The 20,682-nt window shown below is 65.4% G+C and carries 20 protein-coding genes; 9 read left to right on the forward strand and 11 right to left on the reverse strand.

Annotated elements, in window-relative coordinates:
* Nucleotides 1-3: 3 nt before the first annotated feature.
* On the reverse strand, nt 4-408 hold the full coding sequence (locus QW881_RS19050) for an RT0821/Lpp0805 family surface protein (RefSeq protein WP_315758044.1): 405 nt from the start codon (nt 406-408) through the stop codon (nt 4-6).
* A 125-nt stretch (nt 409-533) separates the two neighbouring features.
* On the opposite strand from QW881_RS19050, the gene pdxH reads away from it, so the two are divergent.
* Nucleotides 534-1,184, forward strand: a complete 651-nt coding sequence (gene pdxH, locus QW881_RS19055; protein ID WP_315740895.1) for a pyridoxamine 5'-phosphate oxidase — start codon at nt 534-536, stop codon at nt 1,182-1,184.
* Between the two features lie 137 nt (nt 1,185-1,321).
* Nucleotides 1,322-2,074, forward strand: coding sequence for an SDR family oxidoreductase (locus tag QW881_RS19060; protein WP_315758045.1), 753 nt, complete (start codon nt 1,322-1,324; stop codon nt 2,072-2,074).
* A 257-nt stretch (nt 2,075-2,331) separates the two neighbouring features.
* Here QW881_RS19060 and QW881_RS19065 read toward each other — a convergent pair whose 3' ends face one another.
* Both QW881_RS19065 and QW881_RS19070 read right to left on the reverse strand, forming a co-directional pair.
* Complete coding sequence (locus QW881_RS19065) at nt 2,332-2,550, reverse strand: hypothetical protein (protein ID WP_409999020.1); 219 nt, start codon at nt 2,548-2,550, stop codon at nt 2,332-2,334.
* Between the two features lie 422 nt (nt 2,551-2,972).
* Complete coding sequence (locus QW881_RS19070; RefSeq protein ID WP_315758047.1) at nt 2,973-3,950, reverse strand: magnesium transporter CorA family protein; 978 nt, start codon at nt 3,948-3,950, stop codon at nt 2,973-2,975.
* A gap of 343 nt (nt 3,951-4,293) precedes the next feature.
* Here QW881_RS19070 and QW881_RS19075 point away from each other — a divergent pair, with 343 nt between their 5' ends.
* Nucleotides 4,294-4,974: a L,D-transpeptidase gene (locus tag QW881_RS19075; RefSeq protein ID WP_315758048.1), complete on the forward strand. Its 681-nt coding sequence runs from the start codon at nt 4,294-4,296 to the stop codon at nt 4,972-4,974.
* Nucleotides 4,975-5,286: 312 nt separating this feature from the next.
* Here QW881_RS19075 and QW881_RS32610 read toward each other — a convergent pair whose 3' ends face one another.
* Nucleotides 5,287-6,759 carry an extensin family protein gene (locus QW881_RS32610; RefSeq protein WP_409999021.1) on the reverse strand — a complete coding sequence of 491 codons (1,473 nt, stop codon included), beginning with the start codon at nt 6,757-6,759 and terminating at the stop codon, nt 5,287-5,289.
* On the opposite strand from QW881_RS32610, the gene QW881_RS19085 reads away from it, so the two are divergent.
* From QW881_RS19085 to QW881_RS19095, 3 genes are all read left to right on the forward strand, one after another.
* A complete protein-coding gene (locus QW881_RS19085) occupies nt 6,706-8,334 on the forward strand; it encodes a fatty-acid--CoA ligase (protein ID WP_315752068.1) in 1,629 nt (542 codons plus the stop codon). The two genes, QW881_RS32610 and QW881_RS19085, sit on opposite strands and share 54 nt — an antisense overlap.
* Before the next feature lie 131 nt (nt 8,335-8,465).
* On the forward strand, nt 8,466-9,683 hold the full coding sequence (locus QW881_RS19090; protein ID WP_316172777.1) for an MFS transporter: 1,218 nt from the start codon (nt 8,466-8,468) through the stop codon (nt 9,681-9,683).
* A 133-nt stretch (nt 9,684-9,816) separates the two neighbouring features.
* A complete protein-coding gene (locus QW881_RS19095; protein WP_315758050.1) occupies nt 9,817-10,677 on the forward strand; it encodes a DUF1499 domain-containing protein in 861 nt (286 codons plus the stop codon).
* Between the two features lie 87 nt (nt 10,678-10,764).
* Here the strand turns inward: QW881_RS19095 and QW881_RS19100 are convergent, their stop codons facing one another.
* From QW881_RS19100 to ribB, 3 genes are all read right to left on the reverse strand, one after another.
* On the reverse strand, nt 10,765-11,679 hold the full coding sequence (locus tag QW881_RS19100) for an MBL fold metallo-hydrolase (RefSeq protein ID WP_315740902.1): 915 nt from the start codon (nt 11,677-11,679) through the stop codon (nt 10,765-10,767).
* 213 nt (nt 11,680-11,892) lie between these two features.
* Nucleotides 11,893-13,107, reverse strand: a complete 1,215-nt coding sequence (locus tag QW881_RS19105; protein ID WP_315715517.1) for an acyl-CoA dehydrogenase — start codon at nt 13,105-13,107, stop codon at nt 11,893-11,895.
* Between the two features lie 64 nt (nt 13,108-13,171).
* Nucleotides 13,172-14,248, reverse strand: a complete 1,077-nt coding sequence (gene ribB / locus QW881_RS19110) for a 3,4-dihydroxy-2-butanone-4-phosphate synthase (RefSeq protein WP_315758051.1) — start codon at nt 14,246-14,248, stop codon at nt 13,172-13,174.
* A gap of 176 nt (nt 14,249-14,424) precedes the next feature.
* On the opposite strand from ribB, the gene QW881_RS19115 reads away from it, so the two are divergent.
* On the forward strand, nt 14,425-15,663 hold the full coding sequence (locus tag QW881_RS19115) for a PLP-dependent aminotransferase family protein (RefSeq protein WP_315758052.1): 1,239 nt from the start codon (nt 14,425-14,427) through the stop codon (nt 15,661-15,663).
* A gap of 11 nt (nt 15,664-15,674) precedes the next feature.
* Here the strand turns inward: QW881_RS19115 and QW881_RS19120 are convergent, their stop codons facing one another.
* Nucleotides 15,675-16,955: an amidohydrolase/deacetylase family metallohydrolase gene (locus QW881_RS19120; RefSeq protein ID WP_315758053.1), complete on the reverse strand. Its 1,281-nt coding sequence runs from the start codon at nt 16,953-16,955 to the stop codon at nt 15,675-15,677.
* A gap of 170 nt (nt 16,956-17,125) precedes the next feature.
* Here QW881_RS19120 and QW881_RS19125 point away from each other — a divergent pair, with 170 nt between their 5' ends.
* Together QW881_RS19125 and QW881_RS19130 are read left to right on the forward strand one after the other, a co-directional pair.
* Nucleotides 17,126-17,575, forward strand: coding sequence for a hypothetical protein (locus QW881_RS19125; RefSeq protein WP_315758054.1), 450 nt, complete (start codon nt 17,126-17,128; stop codon nt 17,573-17,575).
* Nucleotides 17,576-17,713: 138 nt separating this feature from the next.
* Entirely contained in the window at nt 17,714-17,941 is a 228-nt protein-coding gene (locus QW881_RS19130; RefSeq protein WP_315758055.1) for a hypothetical protein, read from the forward strand.
* Between the two features lie 80 nt (nt 17,942-18,021).
* Here the strand turns inward: QW881_RS19130 and QW881_RS19135 are convergent, their stop codons facing one another.
* The 3 genes from QW881_RS19135 to QW881_RS19145 form a co-directional block, all read right to left on the reverse strand.
* The gene (locus QW881_RS19135) at nt 18,022-18,843 is read right to left on the reverse strand and encodes an aldo/keto reductase (RefSeq protein ID WP_315758056.1); all 822 of its coding nucleotides are present in this window, start codon (nt 18,841-18,843) and stop codon (nt 18,022-18,024) included.
* A gap of 189 nt (nt 18,844-19,032) precedes the next feature.
* Nucleotides 19,033-19,452 (reverse strand): hypothetical protein, encoded by a 420-nt coding sequence (locus QW881_RS19140; RefSeq protein WP_315758057.1) that lies wholly within the window; start codon nt 19,450-19,452, stop codon nt 19,033-19,035.
* A 316-nt stretch (nt 19,453-19,768) separates the two neighbouring features.
* The gene (locus QW881_RS19145) at nt 19,769-20,650 is read right to left on the reverse strand and encodes an aldose 1-epimerase family protein (protein ID WP_315758058.1); all 882 of its coding nucleotides are present in this window, start codon (nt 20,648-20,650) and stop codon (nt 19,769-19,771) included.
* Between the last annotated feature and the right edge of the window lie 32 nt (nt 20,651-20,682).

Consider the following 20,682-nt stretch of genomic DNA (forward strand, 5'->3'; position numbering starts at 1 on the left):
CAGCTAGCTTTGCTGCCAGGGCTTGAGCGTCTGGATGTCCCAGCGCCCCCGCTCGATCCGGCACGCCGACCCCTGCAGCCAGCGCTCGGTCTTGCCGTTGACGTAGCTCGCCAGGAAATCCCGGCAGGTACGGCCGTTGTCCGCGGTGTAGGACTTGGCGATCGGCGTCACCGAGCCGCGGGCGCCGGTCTGCGGATTCTGCCAGGGCTGGCTGGAATCCTTGGTCCCCTTGGTCAGCACGTCCGACGCGGCGTTGCGGGCAAAAGCGAGATCGGCTTCGGTCGGCTCGCGCTCGGGCGGCGGGCTGACCGCGCCGGTGATCTCCGCATCGTCCATCTTGGCAAAGGCCGTTTCAGGGCGCGACAGGCTGCAGCCGCCGCCGGACAAGCCGATTAGAATGAGTGTCAAAGCGGTGCCGGCATGACCGATCGCGGATAGGCCAAGCCGGACCGATGCCCTATATAGGGCCGGACCAGAATGGACTTGCACGCGCCTGGCCGCGGGTGAACGCAAAACTCGGACTCCCCATACACATGACCGACCCTACGAGCATCAAACACCAGACAACCTTAACATCCGGTACATCGGCCGATTTTACCCAGGCCGGCGAGCCGTTTGCGCTGTTTGCGGCGTGGTTTGCCGAAGCCGGCAAGAGCGAGCCCAACGATCCAAATGCGATGGCGCTGGCAACGGTCGACGATAGCGGGCTGCCTGACGTGCGCATGGTGCTGATGAAGGGCTATGACGCGGACGGCTTCGTCTTCTACAGCCACAAGGCCAGCCAGAAGGGCCGCGAGCTCGCCGCCAATCCGAAGGCCGCGCTGCTGTTTCACTGGAAGTCGCTGCGCCGCCAGGTCCGCATCCGCGGCCTCGTGACGCCGGTGACCGACGAAGAGGCCGACGCCTATTTCGCGACCCGGCCGAAGCAGGCGCAGCTCGGCGCCTGGGCCAGCAAGCAGTCGCAGCCGCTGGAGAGCCGCTTCGCGTTCGAGCAGGCGATCGCCAAGGTCGCCGCGCAATACATCATCGGCGACGTGCCGCGCCCGCCAGGATGGAGCGGCTGGCGCATCACGCCCGTCAGCATGGAGTTCTGGCACGACCGGCCATTCCGCCTGCACGACCGCATCGAATTCCGGCGCGAGGCTTCGGGCCAGCCCTGGACCAAAGTGCGGATGTATCCGTAGGGGGATCGCCGCGCGCTTGCGCCCGGCCTCTAGGCGTCCGACGCGCCAACGAATCGCCATCGCGCGCGTGAATCAGGCGCCGAACACACAACCATTGTGGTAAGTTGATCCGTCCGGGATCGTGAAAGACGCAATTCATGCCGACCTCTTCCAACCAGCCACGGCGCACGATGCTGCTGACCGGCGCCAGCCGCGGCATCGGCCATGCCACCGTGATCCGCTTCTCCTCTGCCGGCTGGCGCGTCCTCACCTGCTCACGGCACCCCTTTCCCGAAGAATGCCCGTGGGGCGCCGGCCCCGAGGACCATGTCCAGGTCGACCTGTCCGATCCCGAGGACACCGTGCGCGCGATCGCCGAGATCAAACAGCGGATCGACGGCGGCGAGCTGCACGCGCTGGTCAACAACGCCGCGATCTCGCCGAAGGGCGCCGGCGGCGCCCGGCTCGGCACCGTCGACACCGACCTCGACACCTGGAATCACGTCTTCCGCGTCAACTTCTTTGCGCCGATCATGATGGCGCGCGGCCTGATCAAGGAGCTGAAGGCGGCCAGGGGCTCCGTCGTCAACGTCACCTCGATCGCGGGCTCGCGCGTGCATCCCTTCGCCGGCGCGGCCTACGCGACCTCCAAGGCGGCGCTGGCCGCCCTGACCCGCGAGATGGCGTCGGATTTCGGCCGGGTCGGCGTCCGCGTCAACTCGATCGCCCCCGGCGAGATCGACACCTCGATCCTGTCGCCGGGCACCGAGAAGATCGTCCAGGAGCAGATCCCGATGCAGCGCCTCGGCACCCCCGACGAGGTCGCCAAGATCATCTATGTGCTGTGCTCGGAGACCAGCTCCTACGTGAACGGCGCCGAGATCCACATCAACGGCGGTCAGCACGTCTGAGGCAATCGACGCAGAGACGCTTGCCCGTCTTCGATTTGGTTCATAGCGGCTTGCCACGTTCGGCAAGTTCCGGATGACCGGGCGAAGGCGTGATTAACGCCATCTCCGAAGATCGCTACGGAACCTACCGACCACCACAAACAAGACAGCGCTCCCGGAGGGAACGCTGTTCATGGGATGAGATCGGCGCACTGAATTTCCGATCATTGGCTGCGCGGGCGGCATTGCCTGAATACCGCCCGGTCGAGAACGGTCGTTCAGCCTTCGCACACCAAACCGCGCAGAATCTGCGCGGCGCGCCAGCGCAGGCGGTCGGACTCGACGTTGAGAGCGCTGGAGCAGTCATCATCGCGCTCGTCGTCCTCGAGTTCGGCGCCGCAGTAGCGGCAGGTACGCGGCGACAACGCATGGGCCACGACAATGTCGGCGCGGCTGCGCTGATAGCTGGCAAGATCGATCACGTTGTTCGATGCCATTATGCGTTTCTCAACCATTGCCGCCGCCTCTTGGATAAGGCGCGATGAACGCGCCCTCGAGCTCTGCCTTGCATGCCACGCGCCGAGGCGCTCGTTGTTTGTCATGCTGGTGCAGATTTATCGCAGAGAAGTTTCGATCAAACGTTCAGCGTTCCCGTCAAATTTTACCTGAGGAATTGGGGCGGCTTTGCAGCGGCATTGCAGCCGGCCTAACAAGTATTTCCTATTATGTGTTGCATCTCACCGCATGTGTCACCTTAAGTGCATAGCGACGGACAGCATGACGATCGATCAATGACCTTCTACGCCGCTGCTAACAACAGGGCGCGAATGAGGCATCGCCTGGAATGACGGCACAATGCCGCAGGCCTCGCGCAGATTCGTCCCTCTCGCGTAGAGCCTGGATTTTCAGGCCAGCGGCACTACAGCCACTTCTTCAATTTGAAGATGTAGTACGGCACGATCGCACAGATCAGCATCAGCACCAGCGCCATCGGATAGCCGTGCACCCATTCGAGCTCCGGCATCATCTTGAAGTTCATGCCGTAGATCGATGCGATCAAGGTCGGCGGCATCAGCACCACCGCCATCACCGAGAACAGCTTGATGATGTTGTTCTGCTCGAGGTTGACGACGCCGAGCATCGCATCCAGCACGAAGGTGATCTTGCTCGCGAGGTAGGACGCATGGTCGGTCAGCGAGGCGACGTCGCGCTGCATGGTCTTGAGCTGCTCACGCATGTCCTTCGACCACTTCACGCCTTCGACCACCGCAGACAGGAAGGTGACGAGGCGGCCGATCGACACCAGGCTCTCACGTACTTTCGAGGTCAGGTCGCCCTTGCGGCCGATCGCGATCAGGATCTGCGAATATTGCTTGGCATGGCCGTGACGTTCATTGTTAGGCTCGAAGATCTCGTGGCTGACCTGATCGATATCAGCCCCGACCTTCTCGAGAATGTCGGCGCAGCGGTCGATCACGGCATCGAGCAGCTCCATCAGCACCATCTCGCCGGTGATCCCGGGCGCACAGTTGCGGGCGAGCTTGGCCTCCACCACGGCGAACGGGCGCGGCTGGTCGTAGCGCACCGTCACGAGACGGTGGCCAGCCAGGATGAAGGTGACGGCCGTGGTCCTGGGCATATCGGAATCCGAGTGACACATCAGCGTGGCCGTCATGTAACGGGCCCCGTTCTCGATGTAGAGACGGCTGGAGATCTCGATCTCCTGCATGTCCTCGCGGGTCGGCACCGCAATCCCGGCCAGCTTTTCGACGGCCCGATCCTCGGCATTGCTCGGGTTCACGAGGTCGACCCAGACCGCATTGTCGGGCAGAGCCGCGGGATCGGTGATCGCCATCTTCCTCAGTGCGGCTTCCGACGGGACGAACACCGAGAACATGGACAAACTCCGAATCGCGAAACCTGAATTTCGGGGACTTAGCGGTGGGATGCTGCCGCCTTGTGACGCAGCTTGCGGGCCCGGTCCATGGGCTTTTCTCGCCAATGCCCCGCAGCCTCTCGCGTAACGCCCAGCGGAGCATGACCGTGCCATTCGGAGCACAGCTGTGGATGACTGCCCGCAACTTTGCGGCAAAAAAGCAACAATCGCGGCGCTGCAGCGTGACCTATGCGTGTAGCGGCTGGAATTGAGAACGATTTTGACGATAATGGGACATGTGGAATCGCGCTGCAGTGGCGCGGCCGTGTCATTGCAACGTCAGCTGTCGATTGGAATTGGTGACATGTCGCTGAAGGTGAAACTCGGACTCCTGGCCGCCGGCCTGATGCTGTCGGGCTGCATGCAGGCCACGACGTACGAGGCGACCAACACCCAGGCCTTCAAGCCGAAGGACAAGGAGCTTCTCGCGAAGATCCGCTACACCAACACGCCGGTGGCCGAGCCCTATCGGCGCGCGATCGTCGACTATCACCGCAAGGAAGCCCCGGGCTCCATCGTGGTCGATTCCGACAGCCACTACCTCTATTACGTGCTCGATGGCGGCAAGGCGATTCGCTACGGCATCACCGTCGGCGAAGAGGCGATGGCGTGGTCGGGCATCGCCAAGGTCGGGGCCATGACCGAATGGCCGGCCTGGCATCCGACCAAGAGCGAGATCGAGCGCCTGGGCGTCCCGACCTACGTTGCGGCCGGTCCGGACAATCCGATGGGCTCGCGCGCGATGTATCTCTATGCCAACGGCAAGGACACGCTGTTCCGCATCCACGGCACCAACCAGCCGGAATATATCGGTGCCTCGATCTCCTCGGGCTGCATCCGCCTGACGAACGAGGATGCGATCGATCTCTATAACCGGGTGAAGGTCGGCACCATCGTCGTGGTGCTGGATCCGAAGAAGGGTGATTCGCCCTACAAGCCGCAGATGGCGCTGCAGGGCGGCGGCACCTACGCCGCGATGCAGTAAGCATCGCCTGCGGCGGACGAAATTCAAAAGCCGAGAAACGCGTTTAGCATCCTTCTTTGAGAGCGCCGGGCAACCGGCGCTCTTTTGTTTTGGGCGCTAGAGCGCGATGCCTCTTGGTTGAATCGACTTAACCGCAGGCTCGCTTCACCTCTCCCGCTTGCGGGGGAGGTCGGCGCGAAGCGCCGGGTGGGGGCTCTCTCCGCTCGGGCAGCCTCAATCGCGGCAACACCCCCACCCCAGCCCTCCCCCGCAAGCGGGAGAGGGAGCGCACCTTCGTTCGCAGCTAGCAACCAGACCTCATCTCATCACGCGCTAGAACAATCCACGGAACGGATCCCAGCTTCGGCGACTGTGACGGCGCTTCCGAGAAGCCGGCTTCGACGGCGAAGCCCGCTCCACACCGGGACTGTTCTGTGCGCGCTGGTCCCGCCCGGCTGCATTCTGTACCTTGTCGGAAGCTACGGTCGGCGCGCGCGCCTCCGCCGCGGCGCGTCCGGCCTTTTGCTGTTCAGGCGCGGTCTTCGACCCGGTCAGCCGATTGTGGGCCGTTTCGGCGGGCTTTGCGGCCGGAAGCCGCGCTTCCGCGTCGGCCTGTCGGGATCTGTCGTCAGCAGAAGGGCTCTCCGCTGCGGCCGGAGGTTCGGCCTTCGTCTCCTCCGCGCCGGCGCGACCGCTGCCGTTGTGCTCTGCGCTGGTGCCCGCGGTCTTCCGGGCGTTTTCGGTGTCGGCCTGCGCGGTCTCGCGTGGCGGCGCATCTTCGGGCCGGGCCGCGGGCATCAGGGGCGCGACCTTCGGCAGCGGGTCGAGCACGTCCCATTGGCAGATCCGGTAATTGTTCCGCCGCTCCATCAGGTCGAGATGGATGTGATCCTCGTGGTACCAGTCGGAGTCGGGGCCGAGCACCGTGGAGAAATGGGTGCACACCGCGTGCAGCACCGCCTCGCGCAAATCGCGCGGCTGGGTGCGGTCGGTGAGATCGATCGTGCGGCCGTCGGCCAGCCTGAAGCCGTGGACGTCCAGTGCATTGGCACGGCCGTGCTCCGATAGCTGCGCGCCGCTGACATTGTTGCGGCCGCGGCACTGATATGAATCGAAATTGTCGAGCGCGGTGACCGCGCTGCCGAGCCGTTCGGCCAGCGGCGCCACATCGTCGCGCACCCAATTGACGACCGCAGCCGCCATCGGACAACGCATGGTCGCCGCGGGCGTCAGCGCCACCCTGCGCTTGTCAGGCAGCACCACCGCCTCCAGCCGCACTAGGTCCTCGCCGCCGCAGCCGCCAGGGCCCTTGATCGGCGGAATCGACGGCGCGATCGCGACCTCTTCGGTCAGGGCCAGCCTGCAAGCCGAAGGCGGCGGCGGGGCTTTGGCATCCACCTTTGGACCGGTGCTAGCCTCGTCGCGCGGAGCGGCATCCTCGCCCTTGGCCGCCTCCCGCGCCGGCGCGTCGGCCGGCCGCGGCTGCGGAAGCGGCACCTTGGCAACGCCATCGGCCGGCTTCGCAGCGGGCTCAGAGGCCGCGGGCGGGCTGCGGTGCGCTGATTTCGCGGCCTCCGCCGGCGCCGCCATGAGCCAGCTCAATGCGATCGCCACGGCCACAGCGCTAACCATCAGGCCCGGCGCGACGTCGTGGCCATCACAAGTCCATTTGCGTCGGATGCGGCACGCGCTAAAATTGACCAAAGAGACCAAAAGACCCTCGCTGCAAGCGAATACCGGAGGAACGACCTGATGCTTGGTTTGATGCAAGACTGGCCCCTGCTTTGTCACCGGATCATCGAGCATGCGGCGACAATCCACGGCTCCCAGGAGGTCGTGACCCGCTCGGTCGAAGGCCCCATCGTTCGCACCACCTATCGGCAAATCCACGACCGCGCTCTCAAGGTCTCGCAGAAGCTGACGCGCGACGGCATCAAGCTGGGCGACCGCGTCGCCACCATCGCCTGGAATACCGGCCGTCATCTCGAGGTCTGGTACGGCATCATGGGAATCGGCGCGATCTGCCACACGGTCAATCCGCGCCTGTTTCCCGAGCAGATCGGCTGGATCATCAACCATGCCCAGGACCGCATCGTCATCACCGATCTGACGTTCGTGCCGATCCTCGAGAAGCTCGCCGACAAGCTGCCGAGCGTCGAGCGCTACATCGTGCTGACCGACGCCGCACACATGCCGCAGACGACGCTCAAGAACGCCGTCGCCTACGAATCGTGGATCGGCGAGGCCGACGGCGATTTCGCCTGGGGGACCTTCGACGAGAACACCGCAGCCGCGATGTGCTACACGTCCGGCACCACGGGCGATCCGAAAGGTGTGCTGTATTCGCATCGGTCCAACGTGCTGCATGCGTTGATGGCCAATAGCCGGGATTCACTCGGTACGTCCGCAGCAGACACAATGCTTCCGGTGGTTCCGCTGTTCCATGCCAACAGCTGGGGCATTGCCTTCTCCGCTCCCTCGATGGGCACCAAGCTGGTCATGCCCGGCCCCAAGCTCGACGGCGCGTCCGTCTACGAGCTGCTCGACACCGAGAAGGTGACCTACACCGCCGGCGTGCCGACGGTGTGGCTGATGCTGCTGCAACACATGCAGGCGCATAACCTCAAACTGCCGCATCTGAAGATGGTGGTGTGCGGCGGCTCGGCGATGCCGCGCTCGATGATCCAGGCCTTCCTCGACATGGGCATTGGCGTGCGTCACGCCTGGGGCATGACCGAGATGAGCCCGATCGGCACGCTCGCCACCCTGAAGCCGCCATTCCTCGCCGCCGACGGCGACGCCAAGCTCGACGTGCTGCAGACGCAGGGCTTCCCCCCGTTCGGCGTCGAGATGAAGATCACCGACGATGCCGGCACCGAGCTGCCGTGGGACGGCAAGACCTTCGGCCGGCTCAAGGTCTCCGGACCCGCGGTGTCGAAGGCCTACTACAAGGTCGACAGCAACATCCTCGACGATGAAGGCTTCTTCGACACCGGCGACGTCGCCACCGTCGATGAACATGGCTACATGCGCATCACCGACCGCTCCAAGGACGTCATCAAGTCCGGCGGCGAATGGATCTCCTCGATCGACCTGGAGAATCTCGCGGTCGGCCATCCCGCCGTCGCCGAGGCTGCCGTCATCGGCGTCTATCATCCGAAATGGGATGAGCGCCCGCTGCTGATCGTGCAGTTGAAGCCCGGCCAGACGACGACGCGCGAGGACATCCTGAAATACATGGAAGGCAAGATCGCCAAATGGTGGATGCCCGATGACGTCGCCTTCGTCGACGGCATTCCGCACACGGCAACCGGCAAGATCCTGAAGACCGCGCTGCGCGACCAGTTCAAGAGCTATCGCTTCCCCAACGCCGCGGCCTGAGCAGGCCACGTCCAACGGCGCATCATTACGAACGGCCTCTCCATCACCGGGGAGGCCGTTCTGCATTGCAGCCGGCATACAGCGTTGACGTGGCGCAAGGCTCGACGAGATCCAATCGCTACAATATCATGATGAACACGACAGGACCACGGACCGCGCGCACGACGTGGCGCGACGTGCCGTCGACGGTGCTGACGCTCGGGCTGGTGTCGCTCCTGATGGACATCTCCTCGGAGCTGATCCACGCGCTGCTGCCGATCTTCCTCGCGACCGTGGTCGGCGCTTCTACGGTGACCATCGGTCTGATCGAAGGCGTGGCCGAGGCCACCGCGGCGGTCACGAAGGTGTTCTCCGGCGCTCTGTCGGACCGGATCGGCAAGCGCAAGCTTCTGGTCGGAATCGGCTATGGGCTGGCGGCGCTGACCAAGCCGGTGTTTCCGCTCGCCAGCACGTCGTGGCAGATCCTCGCCGCGCGCTTCGTCGACCGCATCGGCAAGGGCATCCGCGAGGCGCCGCGCGACGCGCTGATCGCCGACGTGACGCCGGAAGGCATCCGCGGCGCGAGCTACGGCCTGCGCCAGGCGCTCGACACGGTCGGCGCCTTTGCCGGCCCCCTCCTCGCCGTGGCACTGATGGCGCTCTACGCCAACGACTTCCGCGCGGTGTTCTGGTGGTCGGCACTGCCGGCCGCGCTCGCCGTGCTGCTGATCCTGTTCGGCCTGCGCGAACCGGTGGAGACCGCGCCTGTGCCGCGCCGCGATTGGCCGATCCATGCGCGCGAGCTGCGCCGGCTGCCACGCGCCTATTGGATCGTGGTCGCCATCGGCGCGGTGTTCGCGCTGGCCCGCTTCAGCGAGGCGTTCCTGGTGCTCAAGGCGCAGGCCAACGGCCTTCCCCTATTCCTGATCCCGCTGGTCTACGTGCTGATGAACCTGGTCTATGCCGGCGTGGCCATGCCGGCCGGAATCCTTTCCGACCATATCGGCCGCAGCAACGTGCTGACCTGTGGCCTCGTCGTGCTGACAGCCGCCGACCTGACGCTGGCATTCCTGCCCGGCCTGATCGGCACCGCGATCGGCGTCGCGCTTTGGGGCCTCTATCTTGGACTGTCGCAGGGGCTGCTCTCGGCGATGGTCGCCGATACCGCCCCACCGGACTTGCGCGGCACCGCCTTCGGCCTTTTCAACCTCGTCACCGGCGGTGCGCTGCTCGTCGCAAGCCTGCTGGCGGGCTGGCTGTGGCACGCCTATGGGCCGCAGGCGACGTTCACGACCGGCGCAGCATTCTCCATCGCGACCGTCCTGTTGATGCTGACGGCCTTGCGCGTCCGCTCCAGCGAAAGCACCTGAGACGGTGTCCGGATCATCCGCCCTCTCCGGACCAGACGCCTCTTGAATTTACCCCATCCGCGTGGTCTCACACGGATGACCCGGCCGCCCGGCGCAATGCAGGCAGCGGCCCAACCCGGCAGTTCCTGACACGATGGCACGCAGGTTTCACGCCCCCTATCTGTCGGAGCCGATCTCCAGCCTCGCGACCTGGACCCGCAATCTGGCGGTGTTCTCGGTCGTCGCCGTGCTGGTCTCGATCCTGATCCTGCGCTTCGATTTTCTGGAGATGAAGCCGGCGCTGGCGACGTTCTTCGGCGCGCTGGGGCTTGCCGCGCTGTCGATCCTGCTCGGACTTGCCGCCTTCGTCGCGATCTGGCGCAACGGCAGCCGCGGCATGAGCCGAATTCTGCTCGCCTTCATGATCGATGCCGTGGTGCTGGCCTATCCGGCCTACCTCGCGCTCCAGTACCGCAAGCTGCCGAAGATCTACGACATCACCACCGACCCGATCGATCCGCCGCGCTTCGAGGCTTTGGCGCCGCTCCGCAACGGCGACGGCACCAACACGGCCGTCTATGCCGGGCTGTATTCAGCCGAGCAGCAGCAGAAATTCTATCCGGACATCGAGCCGGTGCAGATCGAGCTGCCGCCCGATCGCGCCTACGCGATCGCCCTGAAGCTGGTCAACCGGCGCAAATGGTTCGTGGTCGACGAGCGCGCGCCGCAGCCGCCGCGCCGCGTCGGCCGCATCGAGGCGGTCGCACGCACACCGATCATGGGCTTCCGCGAGGACATCTCGATCCGCATCCAGCCCGACGGCGAGGATTCCCGCGTCGACGTCCGCTCCGCCTCGCGCTATTTCGAGTCCGATATCGGCAGCAACGCCGCGCGCGTGACCAAGCTGATCGAGGACCTGTCCAACGCCGGCGAGGCCGAGGCGCAGAAGCCGGTGAAGAAGGTCACGCCGCCGCCGGTGGCGGCGAAGGGGAATGCGAAGACGGTGAAGAAGTGAGCGGGGCGAATGGCGAATAGCGAGTAGCGAATAGGGATTGAAGTCTTCCCGGCTCGCACTCTTCCCCTACTCGCTATTCGCTATTCCCTACACCAGCCGATACGTCCCGCCGATCACCGGATCGCCCTCCGTTGCGACGATGCCGCGGGCGACGAGGTCTTCCAGATGGGCGAGAACGGAGTAGCCCGCCGCCGTGGTGAGCCGCGGGTCGATGCCGATGTAGATCGCGCGCACCATCGTCGGGATGTCAGCCTCGCCCTTGGCGAGACGATGCAGGATCGAGGCTTCGCGCGCCTGGCGATGGCGCATCAGGAAGCGCGTGTAGCGCGGTCCCTCCGGAATTTCCGGGCCGTGGCCTGAGAAATACAGCTCCTCAGGTCGCGCGGCGAGCCGCTCCAGCGAGGCCATGTAGTCGACCATCGCGCCGTCTGGCGGCGCCACGATCGAGGTCGCCCAACCCATCACGTGATCGCCGACGAAAGTGGTGCCGCGCTCGCCCCAGGCGAAGGCGAGATGGTTGGCGGTATGGCCGGGCGTCGCCACGGCTTCGAGCTGCCAGCCCTGCCCTTCGATCACGTCGCCGTCGGCAACGGTGACATCCGGCGCAAAGTCGCGGTCGACGCCGGATTCCGGATTGTGCTTCTCGCTCTCGTAGCGCGGCCGCGAGGCGCGATGCGGGCCCTCCGCATAGACGGTGGCGCCGGTCGCGGCCTTCAGCCGGCCGGTGTTCGGCGAGTGATCGCGATGGGTGTGCGTCACCAGAATGTGCGTCACCGTCTCGCCTCTGATGGCATCGAGCAGCGCCTGCGCATGGGCCTCGTTGTCCGGGCCGGGATCGATGATCGCGACGTTGCCGGTGCCCACGATGTAGCTGACCGTGCCGGTGAAGGTGAACGGACTCGGATTGTTGCAGAGGACGCGGCGAATGCCGGGGCGCACCTCTTCGACGACGCCCGCGGGAAGCGGGAAATGACGGTTGAACGGGACGTCTTCCTCGGCCATCACTTGCCTCATCTTTCGACGGGCACTTGATGACCCGTTTCTCGGACGTCATGCCCCGCGCAGGCGGGGCATTCGGTACGCCGCGACATCTCGACTGATCCTGTTGTTTCCGAGTACCGGATCGTCCGCTGGAGCCTGTCCTCAAGCTCGCCAAAGGCGAGACCCGGGGCGGACGATGACAGGACTCCTGCAGAGCCCCCGGAACGACGAAGACTAGAAGAACGCCTGGATGCCGGTGATGGCGCGGCCCAGGATCAGCGCATGAACGTCATGCGTGCCCTCGTAGGTGTTGACCGTCTCGAGGTTGGCGGCGTGGCGCATCACCTGATACTCGATCGAAATGCCGTTGCCGCCGTGCATGTCGCGCGCGACGCGGGCGATGTCGAGCGCCTTGCCGCAATTGTTGCGCTTGACGATCGAGATCATCTCCGGGGCCATCTTGCCCTCGTCCATCAGGCGGCCGACGCGCAAGCTTGCCTGCAGGCCAAGCGCGATCTCCGTCTCCATGTCGGCGAGCTTCTTCTGCACCAGCTGGGTGGCGGCGAGCGGCTTGCCGAACTGCTTGCGGTCCAGCGTGTACTGGCGGGCGCGATGCATGCAGTCCTCGGCGGCGCCGAGCACGCCCCAGGAGATGCCGTAGCGGGCGCGGTTGAGACAGCCGAACGGCCCCTTCAGGCCGGACACGTTGGGCAGCAGCGCGCTCTCCGGCACCACCACGCCGTCCATCACCACCTCGCCGGTGATCGAGGCGCGCAAGGAGAGCTTGCCGCCGATCTTCGGCGCCGACAGGCCCTTCATGCCCTTTTCGAGGATGAAGCCGCGGATCTGGTTGTCATGCGCGGCCGACTTGGCCCACACCACGAACACGTCGGCGATCGGCGCGTTCGAGATCCACATCTTGCTGCCGGTCAGGCGGTAGCCGTCGGCGACCTTCTCGGCGCGCGTCTTCATGCCGGCCGGATCGGAGCCGGCATCCGGCTCGGTGAGGCCGAAGCAGCCGACCCATTCGCCGCTGGCGAGCTTCGGCAGATACTTCTTGCGCTGGCTCTCGTCGCCATAGGCGTAGATCGGATACATCACCAGCGAGGACTGCACCGAGTTCATCGAGCGATAGCCGGAATCGACCCGCTCGATCTCGCGCGCCACGAGGCCATAGGCGACGTAGCTCGCATTGGCGCAGCCATATTCCTCCGGCAAGGTGATGCCGATCAGGCCGAGCTCGCCCATCTCGTTGAATATCTCGCGGTCGGTCTTCTCTTCGAGATAGGCCTTGGTCACGCGCGGCAGCAGCTTGTCCTGGGCGTAGGCGCGCGCGGTGTCACGCACCATGCGCTCGTCCTCGGTCAGCTGATCGTCCAGCAGGAAGGGATCGTCCCACTGGAAGCTCGACTGGGCCGGCTTGTCCTTTGCCTGAGGGCGCGCGCTCATGAATGGTCCTTTCGCGTCTCGCTGCGCACGGGTCGCAGCAGTCTAGAGGTTAAATCCTGGAGGTTCAGCCTTCAAGCCGCTCGTTGGCGACGATCTCGATGCCGAAACCCGACAGGCCCTTGTAGTCATGCGCCGACGACGTCAGGTTCCGGATCGAGGTAACGCCGAGATCACGCAGGATCTGCGCACCGACGCCGACCTCGCGCCACTGACGATGGCGATCGGCCTCCGCGGTGTGCGGCTCTTCGACCGGCTCGACTGGAACGCCGGCCGCCCCGTCGCGCAGATAGATCAGCACGCCGCGACCGGCCTGCTTGAAGTGCTGCAGCACCGCCTGGATACGCTGCGGACCTGCGATCAGATCCTTCACGATGTTGGGCTTGTGCAGCCGCGTCAGCACGTTCTTGCCGTCGCCGATGCCGTTATAGACGAACGCGGCGTGGGTGATCGGATCGAACGGCGAGCGGTAGGCGAAGCCCTGCAGCGGTCCGATCGGGCTGTCGGTCGTGAAGGTCGACACCCGTTCGATCAGCTTCTCGCGCGCCTGCCGGTACGAGATCAGGTCGGCGATGGTGACATGCTTGAGATTGTGGGCCGCGGCGAAACGAACGACCTGCTCGCCTTTCATGACCGTGCCGTCGTCGTTCATCAACTCGGAGATGACGCCGACCGGCGGGAGCCCCGCGAGCTTGCAGAGATCGACTGCCGCCTCGGTGTGGCCGGAGCGCAGCAGCACCCCGCCGTCACGCGCGATCAATGGGAAGATGTGGCCGGGTCGCGCGAAATCAGTGGCGCCGGCATTCGGGTTGGCGAGCGCACGACAGCAGGAAGCGCGCTCTTCGGCCGAGATGCCGGTGCCACCGTCCGGCTTGTAATCGATCGAGACGGTGAAGGCCGTGGTGTGGTTGGAATCATTGTGCGCGACCATCGGGTCGAGCCGCAGCCGCCGCGCGTCGTCGGCCGTGATCGGCGCGCAGACGATGCCGGAGGTATGGCGAATGATGAACGCCATCTTGTCGGGCGTGCAGAGCGAGGCGGCGACGATGAGATCGCCCTCGCCCTCGCGGTCGTCGTCATCGGTCACGACGACCATCTCACCCTTGGCGAAGGCGTACAGAACTTCCTGGATCGAGTCGGCCATTGCAAGTCTCGCTGCTTTTCCGGGCTGCTTTAGCCGGGATCGCAGGCGCGCGCCAGAGCGGTGGAACCGCCGTTCGAAGGTCGCCTTCCCCCGGGAAAAGGACCTGCCCTGCGAGGACAAGCGCCCTGGTATCTGTTTAAAGTCGCCTCAAATCGAGAACAAGGGAGCCGCGCCTCATGGCCGCATTCGATTTTGCACCCCTCCTCAGCCCCGGCCTGCCCGCACCGGCCGCGCGCTGGACGGGACTCGCAAAATACAGCTTCGTCGGCGGCAACAACGACGCCGATGCCGTGCCCGTGGAGGGCTTGCGCGCGGCCGCCGACGCCGTGCTCGCCCGCGAGGGACGCGCGCTGGCCACCTACGGCCTCGCGCATGGGCCTCAAGGCTACCGGCCACTGCGGGACTTCCTTGCCGCCAAGCTGACGCGGGACGCCGGCATGTCGGCGCGCGCCGACGACATCATGATCCTGTCCGGCTCGCTGCAGGGCCTCGACCTCGTCAACCAGGCGCTGCTGACGCGCGGCGACACCGTGCTGGTCGAGCAGGACAATTACCAGGGCACGCTGACGCGGCTGGCGCGACTGGGCGTCAAGGTCATCGGCATCCCGCTCGACCGCGACGGCATGCGAACGGATGCGCTGGCGACGGTGCTGGCTGATCTCAAGGACCGTGGCATCCGGCCGAAATACATCTATACCATTCCGACGGTACAGAACCCGACCGGCACCATCATGCCGGAAAGCCGCCGGGCCGAGCTGCTATGGCTGTCGCGCGCCTATGGCGTACCGGTGTTCGAGGACGACTGCTACGCCGACCTGATCTGGGATGGCAAACGGCCCCGCGCGATCCACGGCATGTCCGACCATGGCGGAGTGATCCATCTCGGGTCGTTCTCGAAGTCGGTCGCGCCCGCGTTGCGGGTCGGCTTCCTGGTCGCCCCCTGGGAGATCATGTCGGTGCTGCTGTCCCTCAAGACCGATGCCGGCTCGGGCGCGCTGGAGCAGATGGTGCTTGCGGAATATTGCAGGCCGCATTTCGCGACCCACGTGCCGCAGCTGGTGCGGGGCCTGCGCGCCAAGCTGGACACCCTGATCGAGGCGCTCAACGCCGAGTTCGGCACCGCCGCCGAGTTCGAGGCGCCGAAGGGCGGAATCTTCCTCTGGCTCAAGCTGCCGGACCAGGTTGACGCGATGAAGCTGTCACAGGCCGCGCTCAAGCGCGGCGTGTCGATCAATCCGGGACCGGAATGGTCCACCGACGCCGCGCATGCGCGGAGCCGCCTGCGGCTGTGCTTCGCCAGCCCCTCGCATCAGGACATCCGCGAGGGCATCGCGGTGCTCGCCGACGTCTGCCGGGAGGAGTTCGGCGTGCCACTGCGCTCGTCCAATGTGGAGCGGACGCGCGCGATCGAGTGATCGCGCGCTGCTCACCGCACCGAAAAGGGCGACTGGTAGGGCCGCCCGAACGGCACGCCATTGATCACCGTCTGCACCGGCTTGAGCTGCAGCTTACCCTCGCGCTTGTTGCCGCGGGTATCGACGAAGCTGACGGGACCCTCGACCAGGTCCATGATTGCGACGTCGGCCGGCGCGCCGACCTGCAAGGTGCCGATCCTCGGCGCACGGTTGATGATCTTGGCCGGCGCCGAGGTCGCCATGCTCACCACCTGCTCCAGCGAGAGTCCCATCGCCATGAATTTCGCCATCACGTTGGGCAGGAACGGCATGCCCGGGCTGTTGCCGGAGAACACGTGGATGTCGGAGGAGATGGTGTCCGGGCCGCAGCCGCCGGGGATCGCGACCTCGGCCACGGTGAAATCGAAGCTGCCGCCGCCATGGCCGACATCGAACAGCACGCCGCGCTGCTTGGCGGCGAGTGCGGCCGGCAAGAGCTTGCCGTCCTGGACGATGTTGGTGAAGGCGCCGCCCATGTTCGGCGCGCCTGAATAGGCATGGGTCAGGATGTCGCCGGGGCGCAGCAGGTCCAGGATCTGCGACATCAACTCACCGGTCTCGACGCCACCGATATGCACCATCATCCGCGCCGGCCAGCCGCAGAGCTCGCAGGCCTTGATGCCGCGCTTCAGCGGCTCGAGCCCGTGCTTGAAGATCACGTTCTCCGACATCCGCACCTTGACGCCGAGCAGAAAGTCCGGGTTCTCCGCCAGCGCCATGGCACAAGCCTCGACCTGCGCGTTGTCGATGTTGTAGAGCTCGGCCACTGGAAATGCCGACAGACCGTTGTTGGCGATATGGACGAAGGCGTAGATGCGGGCGCGCGATTGGGCGGCGATGAAGCGGCGCAGCGCCGCCAGATTGTTCACCCCGGCATCGCCGGCCGAGACGACCGTCGTGGTGCCCTGGAATTGCACGAGCTCGTCCGGCGGAATCCCGATCGCCGAGCCATAGGGATAGACGTGGCTGTGGAGGTCGATGAGGCCCGGCATCACCAGCCGGCCTGCAGCGTCGATCGACCGCAGCGCACGCTCGACCGGAATATCCGGTTCGAGGGCCTCGACCACGCCCCAGCGGATCCCGATGTCGCGCCGGCCGCGCAGGGCCTGGCTGGGATCGATGACGTCGCCGCCCTTGATGAGAAGGTCGAACTTGTCGGCCGGCCCCATCGCCGCGTGAGCCGGGCCCGACACCGCAGCCATGGCGGCCGCTCCGGAAGACAACAGGAAATGACGGCGCGACAGCGCGGACATGCTCGGCCTCCCCCACATCTTATTTGTAGTTGCCGATAGCATGCGCCTTGTCGGCGGCTCCGGCAAGACCCGCACCGGAAGATCGACGCTTCGGGCCTATCTCGCAGGTCAGACATTGCGCCGTTGACGCGGTGCATTAAGATGAACGGACGACATTCCTGCGAGACCGCATGACCTCGATCTCCCAACGCCTGCTCGCAATCCTCCTGCTCGCATCATCCTTCGCGCCGGCCGCCTCGGCGGACGATGCGGCCGAGGTGGCACGTGCGTGGGGCCTGATCGGAACCTGGGCTGCTGATTGCAGTGCGCCTCCGGTCAGAGGCCGCGGCGCCATCATCTCCTACGAGATCTCGCCGGACGGCAGCCTGGTCTATCGCCGCGACCATGATCCCTCCGACGTCAATGAGGTCGCCAACGCGCGGATCGAACCCGACCAGACTCTGGTCCTCTCGATCGTCCTGTCGAGGGCGCACCAGACGCGCGAGAACGGGATCATCAAGACGACGGACGGCGGCATCCGCTCGGTGTTCAATCGTGGCGAGGACGGCAGCTATACCATTCGCGAGGCGCGCTTCGTCGCCAACGGCAAGCCGACGCCAGCGCTCAGGAAGTGCGACTGACGCGGCAGGCTCGAGACGCAACTCGCCCGCAAGCGTGAAGACCAAATCTGAACGTGTATTCAGCAATTTCGTGGAAGTTCCTGCGGAACGTTCTTTCACACTTCAAGTTGATCCCGCACTTTCATTCTGGAGGACAACATGAAGAAAATCGCTCTCGCGCTCGCTTCCCTTGCGGTCGTCGCGCTCGCGGCGCCGTCGATCGCCAACGCCGAGACGGTGGTCATCAAGCGTGGCGGCCATCACTACCACCACGGCTGGGATCGCTCCCACGCCGAATACCGCATGCATCGTGAGTACCGACCTCACCGCTATGTCCGGCCGCTCCACCGCCATCATGACCGCACCGTGATCATCAAGCGCGACTGATCCGCGGACTTCGACGCAGCAATGGCCCCGCAAGGGGCCATTTTCTGTGGTCCATTCACCCCGAGCCGATGGCACGGTCGTCAGCGATCCCAGTCCGGCGCAAAGGCCGGATTGACGAAGCGCTTGTCCTTCGGGAGGGACGCGATGGTGGCACGATCCTCATCATCGAGTTGAAGCTTCATCGCATCCCAGTTCGCCCGCTGACTTTCCGGGCGCGCTGCCTTGGGGATCGCCGCCACCCCATCCTGGTCCAACAGCCATTTCAGCGCGACCTGGGCGGCGCTGGCGCCATGCTTCCTGCCGATGGCCCCCAGCGTCTCGTCGGCGGCGGCGCGTCCCTGCGCCAGCGGGCAATAAGCCACCAGGGGAATTGACCGGCTCGCCATGTAAGCCATCAGCTTCGACTGATCGAGCATCACGTGATACTCGACCTGATTGCACGCCACTGGCGCCCGAATCTCCTCGACCGCCTGCTTCAGCAGCGCGACGGTGAAATTGGCGACGCCGACCGCGCGCGTGCGCCCCTCCTCCTTCAGCTTCAACAGTGTCTCCAGCGCAGCCGGCAGGTCCATTCCCTTGGCCGGCCAGTGGATGAGATAGAGGTCGACGAACTCCAGTCTGAGCTTCCTCAGACTCGTGTCGAATGCGCGACGGATCGCGTCCGGCGCGAGGTTCTCCGGCCAGACCTTGGTGGTGACGTGCAATTCGGCGCGCGGCAGATTTGTTGCCGCAAGTGCAGCACCGATCGCGTCCTCGTTGGCGTACATCTCGGCAGTATCGATGTGGCGGTACCCGAGCGCGAGCGCGCTCTCGACGGCCTCGCGGCAGACGGTGCCCTGCATGCGAAAGGTGCCGAGCCCGAGCTTGGGCAGACGAATACCCTGGGTGTCGATGGCGTTCATGAATTCTCCTGGAATCGCGCGAACCACTCGCCAGCGAACGCCGGCGGCAGCCTCGAAACATCAAGACCTTGGCGGGAAGCGCTCAGCTTGCCGTCGCTCCGCTTGGGAGTTCAAGCGAGCCGGCATCCACCTCAATCAAGATGTCGGGAGGTCGGTTCCGGCGTGCAGGCGCACGCCGAGCCTGTCTGCTCAGCGCCAGTTGCAGATGCCGCCGCTGCCGGGCCGGCACGGCCAGGTCTGGATGCGCGTATCCATCGCCTGCGCGTCCAGCGGATTGCCGCGCCGATGGACGAGCTTGGTGCGAGCGGCGCCGCGGGGCCGCTCGGCCGTCCTGGTGCCATGAGCGCGCCGGGTGGCGACGGCGCGCGGGATGGCGGAGCGCTCGTCCGGGTCGATCGCGGAACGGACGGCGACTGCAGGTCGATCTGATTTGGCTTCGATAGGCACAGGTTCGAAATGCGCCTCGGGGCCGAGCGGCTCCGGCGACAACACGGCCTTCGACAGATCAAGCTTGAGGAAGTCACCCGGCCGATAGGCCCCCGCCACAGCATCGCTCGCCGTGAGCAACACGGCGCATGTAATCGTGCCGATAACAGCTCTCAACACCATCCCATCCTCCCGTTCCCCGCGTAACGCCACTTACGCGCCCCCGCCGCGAGATCTCTGCACGCCGGCCGATGGCGAACTCGCAGCGCTGCCGGCTGCAAGAGCCAGCTAAGAGCGCCTGACATCACGCCGCACATCATGTTCGATGATCGACCGTTATCAGTTCGGAGAAAGCGCCCACCAACCGCCGGTCGTTCGACGCATCATAGCCAAAGTTCCGCGCTCGTCTCTGATGTAGGTCACGGCGCCGTCATTTCCAGGCCCAAAACTGCGAGTCACAGTTACCGCTGTGCACGCAAATGGGCGCTGCGAGCATAAGTCATACCAATCCGTCGACCCGGATGCGGCATCGCAGCGTCTCTGCAGAGTCCGGGGCGATGTGCATGACGCCGGGCTTGGCCGCAAACTCGCCGTCGAAATCGAGCGGACTGGCAAAGCCGCGCCACGGCTCGATGCACAGGAACGGCACGCCGCCGGGCTTCGACCAGATTCCAAGCTGACGAAAATGATCCCAAGTTAACTCAAGCGCCGGTCCTGTGGTTCCGACGAGGCGAACCGAACGGCTGGCAGGCTGATCGAGGATCACGGCATCGTCGTCGAACAGACGTTCGCTCAACGGGAGAACGCGCCCCTCGATCGGTGAGGGCTCCGGCCGCTCGCGCAGCAAACCGCCAGTCAGACGGCGGATCGGCGCCGGCTCCGGCTCTGCAAAAATCAGCCGATAGCTCTCCTTCGGCTGGCCGGGGAGCAGCGGCCAGTTGAAGGCGGGATGGCCGCCGAACGAGGCGGGCAGAACCTCCGCGCCGGGGTTGGCGATCTCGACCACCACGTCCAGCGCATCAGCGGTGATCCGGTAGCTCACCGTGAGACGGAAGGCGAACGGATAGCGCGCCCGCGTCGTCTCGTCGTCGGTCAGCTGCAACACGCACGACTCGGCCCCGCGCTCCAGCCAGGTGAATCGCAGGTCGCGGGCGAAGCCGTGCTGCGTCATCGGATAGGTTTGGCCGCGGTGGTGGAGCTGGTCATTCTTGAGTCGGCCGACGATCGGAAACAACCATGGCGCATGGCGCGGCCAGACGGCTCCGGCCTGCCAGAGCAACTCCAGGCCCCCGCCCGTCTTCAACGAGCACAGTTCGGCGCCATGAGCCTTGACCGCGGCAGTGATGCCGCCCGCGCTGATCATGTGAAGGTCGTCGCTCATCTGTCCTCACCCAGTCGCAAAATGCACGAGGT

The sequence above is a fragment of the Bradyrhizobium sp. SZCCHNS3016 genome (genome assembly GCF_032484535.1).
Lineage (GTDB): Bacteria > Pseudomonadota > Alphaproteobacteria > Rhizobiales > Xanthobacteraceae > Bradyrhizobium.

Excerpts from the sequence above, each read along its gene's own strand:
- pdxH (WP_315740895.1), top strand. The coding sequence starts at position 534 with ATGACCGACCCTACGAGCATCAAACACCAGACAACCTTAACATCCGGT.
- QW881_RS19060 (WP_315758045.1), top strand. The coding sequence starts at position 1,322 with ATGCCGACCTCTTCCAACCAGCCACGGCGCACGATGCTGCTGACCGGC.
- QW881_RS19065 (WP_409999020.1), bottom strand. The coding sequence starts at position 2,550 with ATGGCATCGAACAACGTGATCGATCTTGCCAGCTATCAGCGCAGCCGC.
- QW881_RS19070 (WP_315758047.1), bottom strand. The coding sequence starts at position 3,950 with ATGTTCTCGGTGTTCGTCCCGTCGGAAGCCGCACTGAGGAAGATGGCG.
- QW881_RS19075 (WP_315758048.1), top strand. The coding sequence starts at position 4,294 with ATGTCGCTGAAGGTGAAACTCGGACTCCTGGCCGCCGGCCTGATGCTG.
- QW881_RS19085 (WP_315752068.1), top strand. The coding sequence starts at position 6,706 with ATGCTTGGTTTGATGCAAGACTGGCCCCTGCTTTGTCACCGGATCATC.
- QW881_RS32610 (WP_409999021.1), bottom strand. The coding sequence starts at position 6,759 with ATGCTCGATGATCCGGTGACAAAGCAGGGGCCAGTCTTGCATCAAACC.
- QW881_RS19090 (WP_316172777.1), top strand. The coding sequence starts at position 8,466 with ATGAACACGACAGGACCACGGACCGCGCGCACGACGTGGCGCGACGTG.
- QW881_RS19095 (WP_315758050.1), top strand. The coding sequence starts at position 9,817 with ATGGCACGCAGGTTTCACGCCCCCTATCTGTCGGAGCCGATCTCCAGC.
- QW881_RS19100 (WP_315740902.1), bottom strand. The coding sequence starts at position 11,679 with ATGGCCGAGGAAGACGTCCCGTTCAACCGTCATTTCCCGCTTCCCGCG.
- QW881_RS19105 (WP_315715517.1), bottom strand. The coding sequence starts at position 13,107 with ATGAGCGCGCGCCCTCAGGCAAAGGACAAGCCGGCCCAGTCGAGCTTC.
- ribB (WP_315758051.1), bottom strand. The coding sequence starts at position 14,248 with ATGGCCGACTCGATCCAGGAAGTTCTGTACGCCTTCGCCAAGGGTGAG.
- QW881_RS19115 (WP_315758052.1), top strand. The coding sequence starts at position 14,425 with ATGGCCGCATTCGATTTTGCACCCCTCCTCAGCCCCGGCCTGCCCGCA.
- QW881_RS19120 (WP_315758053.1), bottom strand. The coding sequence starts at position 16,955 with ATGTCCGCGCTGTCGCGCCGTCATTTCCTGTTGTCTTCCGGAGCGGCC.
- QW881_RS19125 (WP_315758054.1), top strand. The coding sequence starts at position 17,126 with ATGACCTCGATCTCCCAACGCCTGCTCGCAATCCTCCTGCTCGCATCA.
- QW881_RS19130 (WP_315758055.1), top strand. The coding sequence starts at position 17,714 with ATGAAGAAAATCGCTCTCGCGCTCGCTTCCCTTGCGGTCGTCGCGCTC.
- QW881_RS19135 (WP_315758056.1), bottom strand. The coding sequence starts at position 18,843 with ATGAACGCCATCGACACCCAGGGTATTCGTCTGCCCAAGCTCGGGCTC.
- QW881_RS19140 (WP_315758057.1), bottom strand. The coding sequence starts at position 19,452 with ATGGTGTTGAGAGCTGTTATCGGCACGATTACATGCGCCGTGTTGCTC.
- QW881_RS19145 (WP_315758058.1), bottom strand. The coding sequence starts at position 20,650 with ATGAGCGACGACCTTCACATGATCAGCGCGGGCGGCATCACTGCCGCG.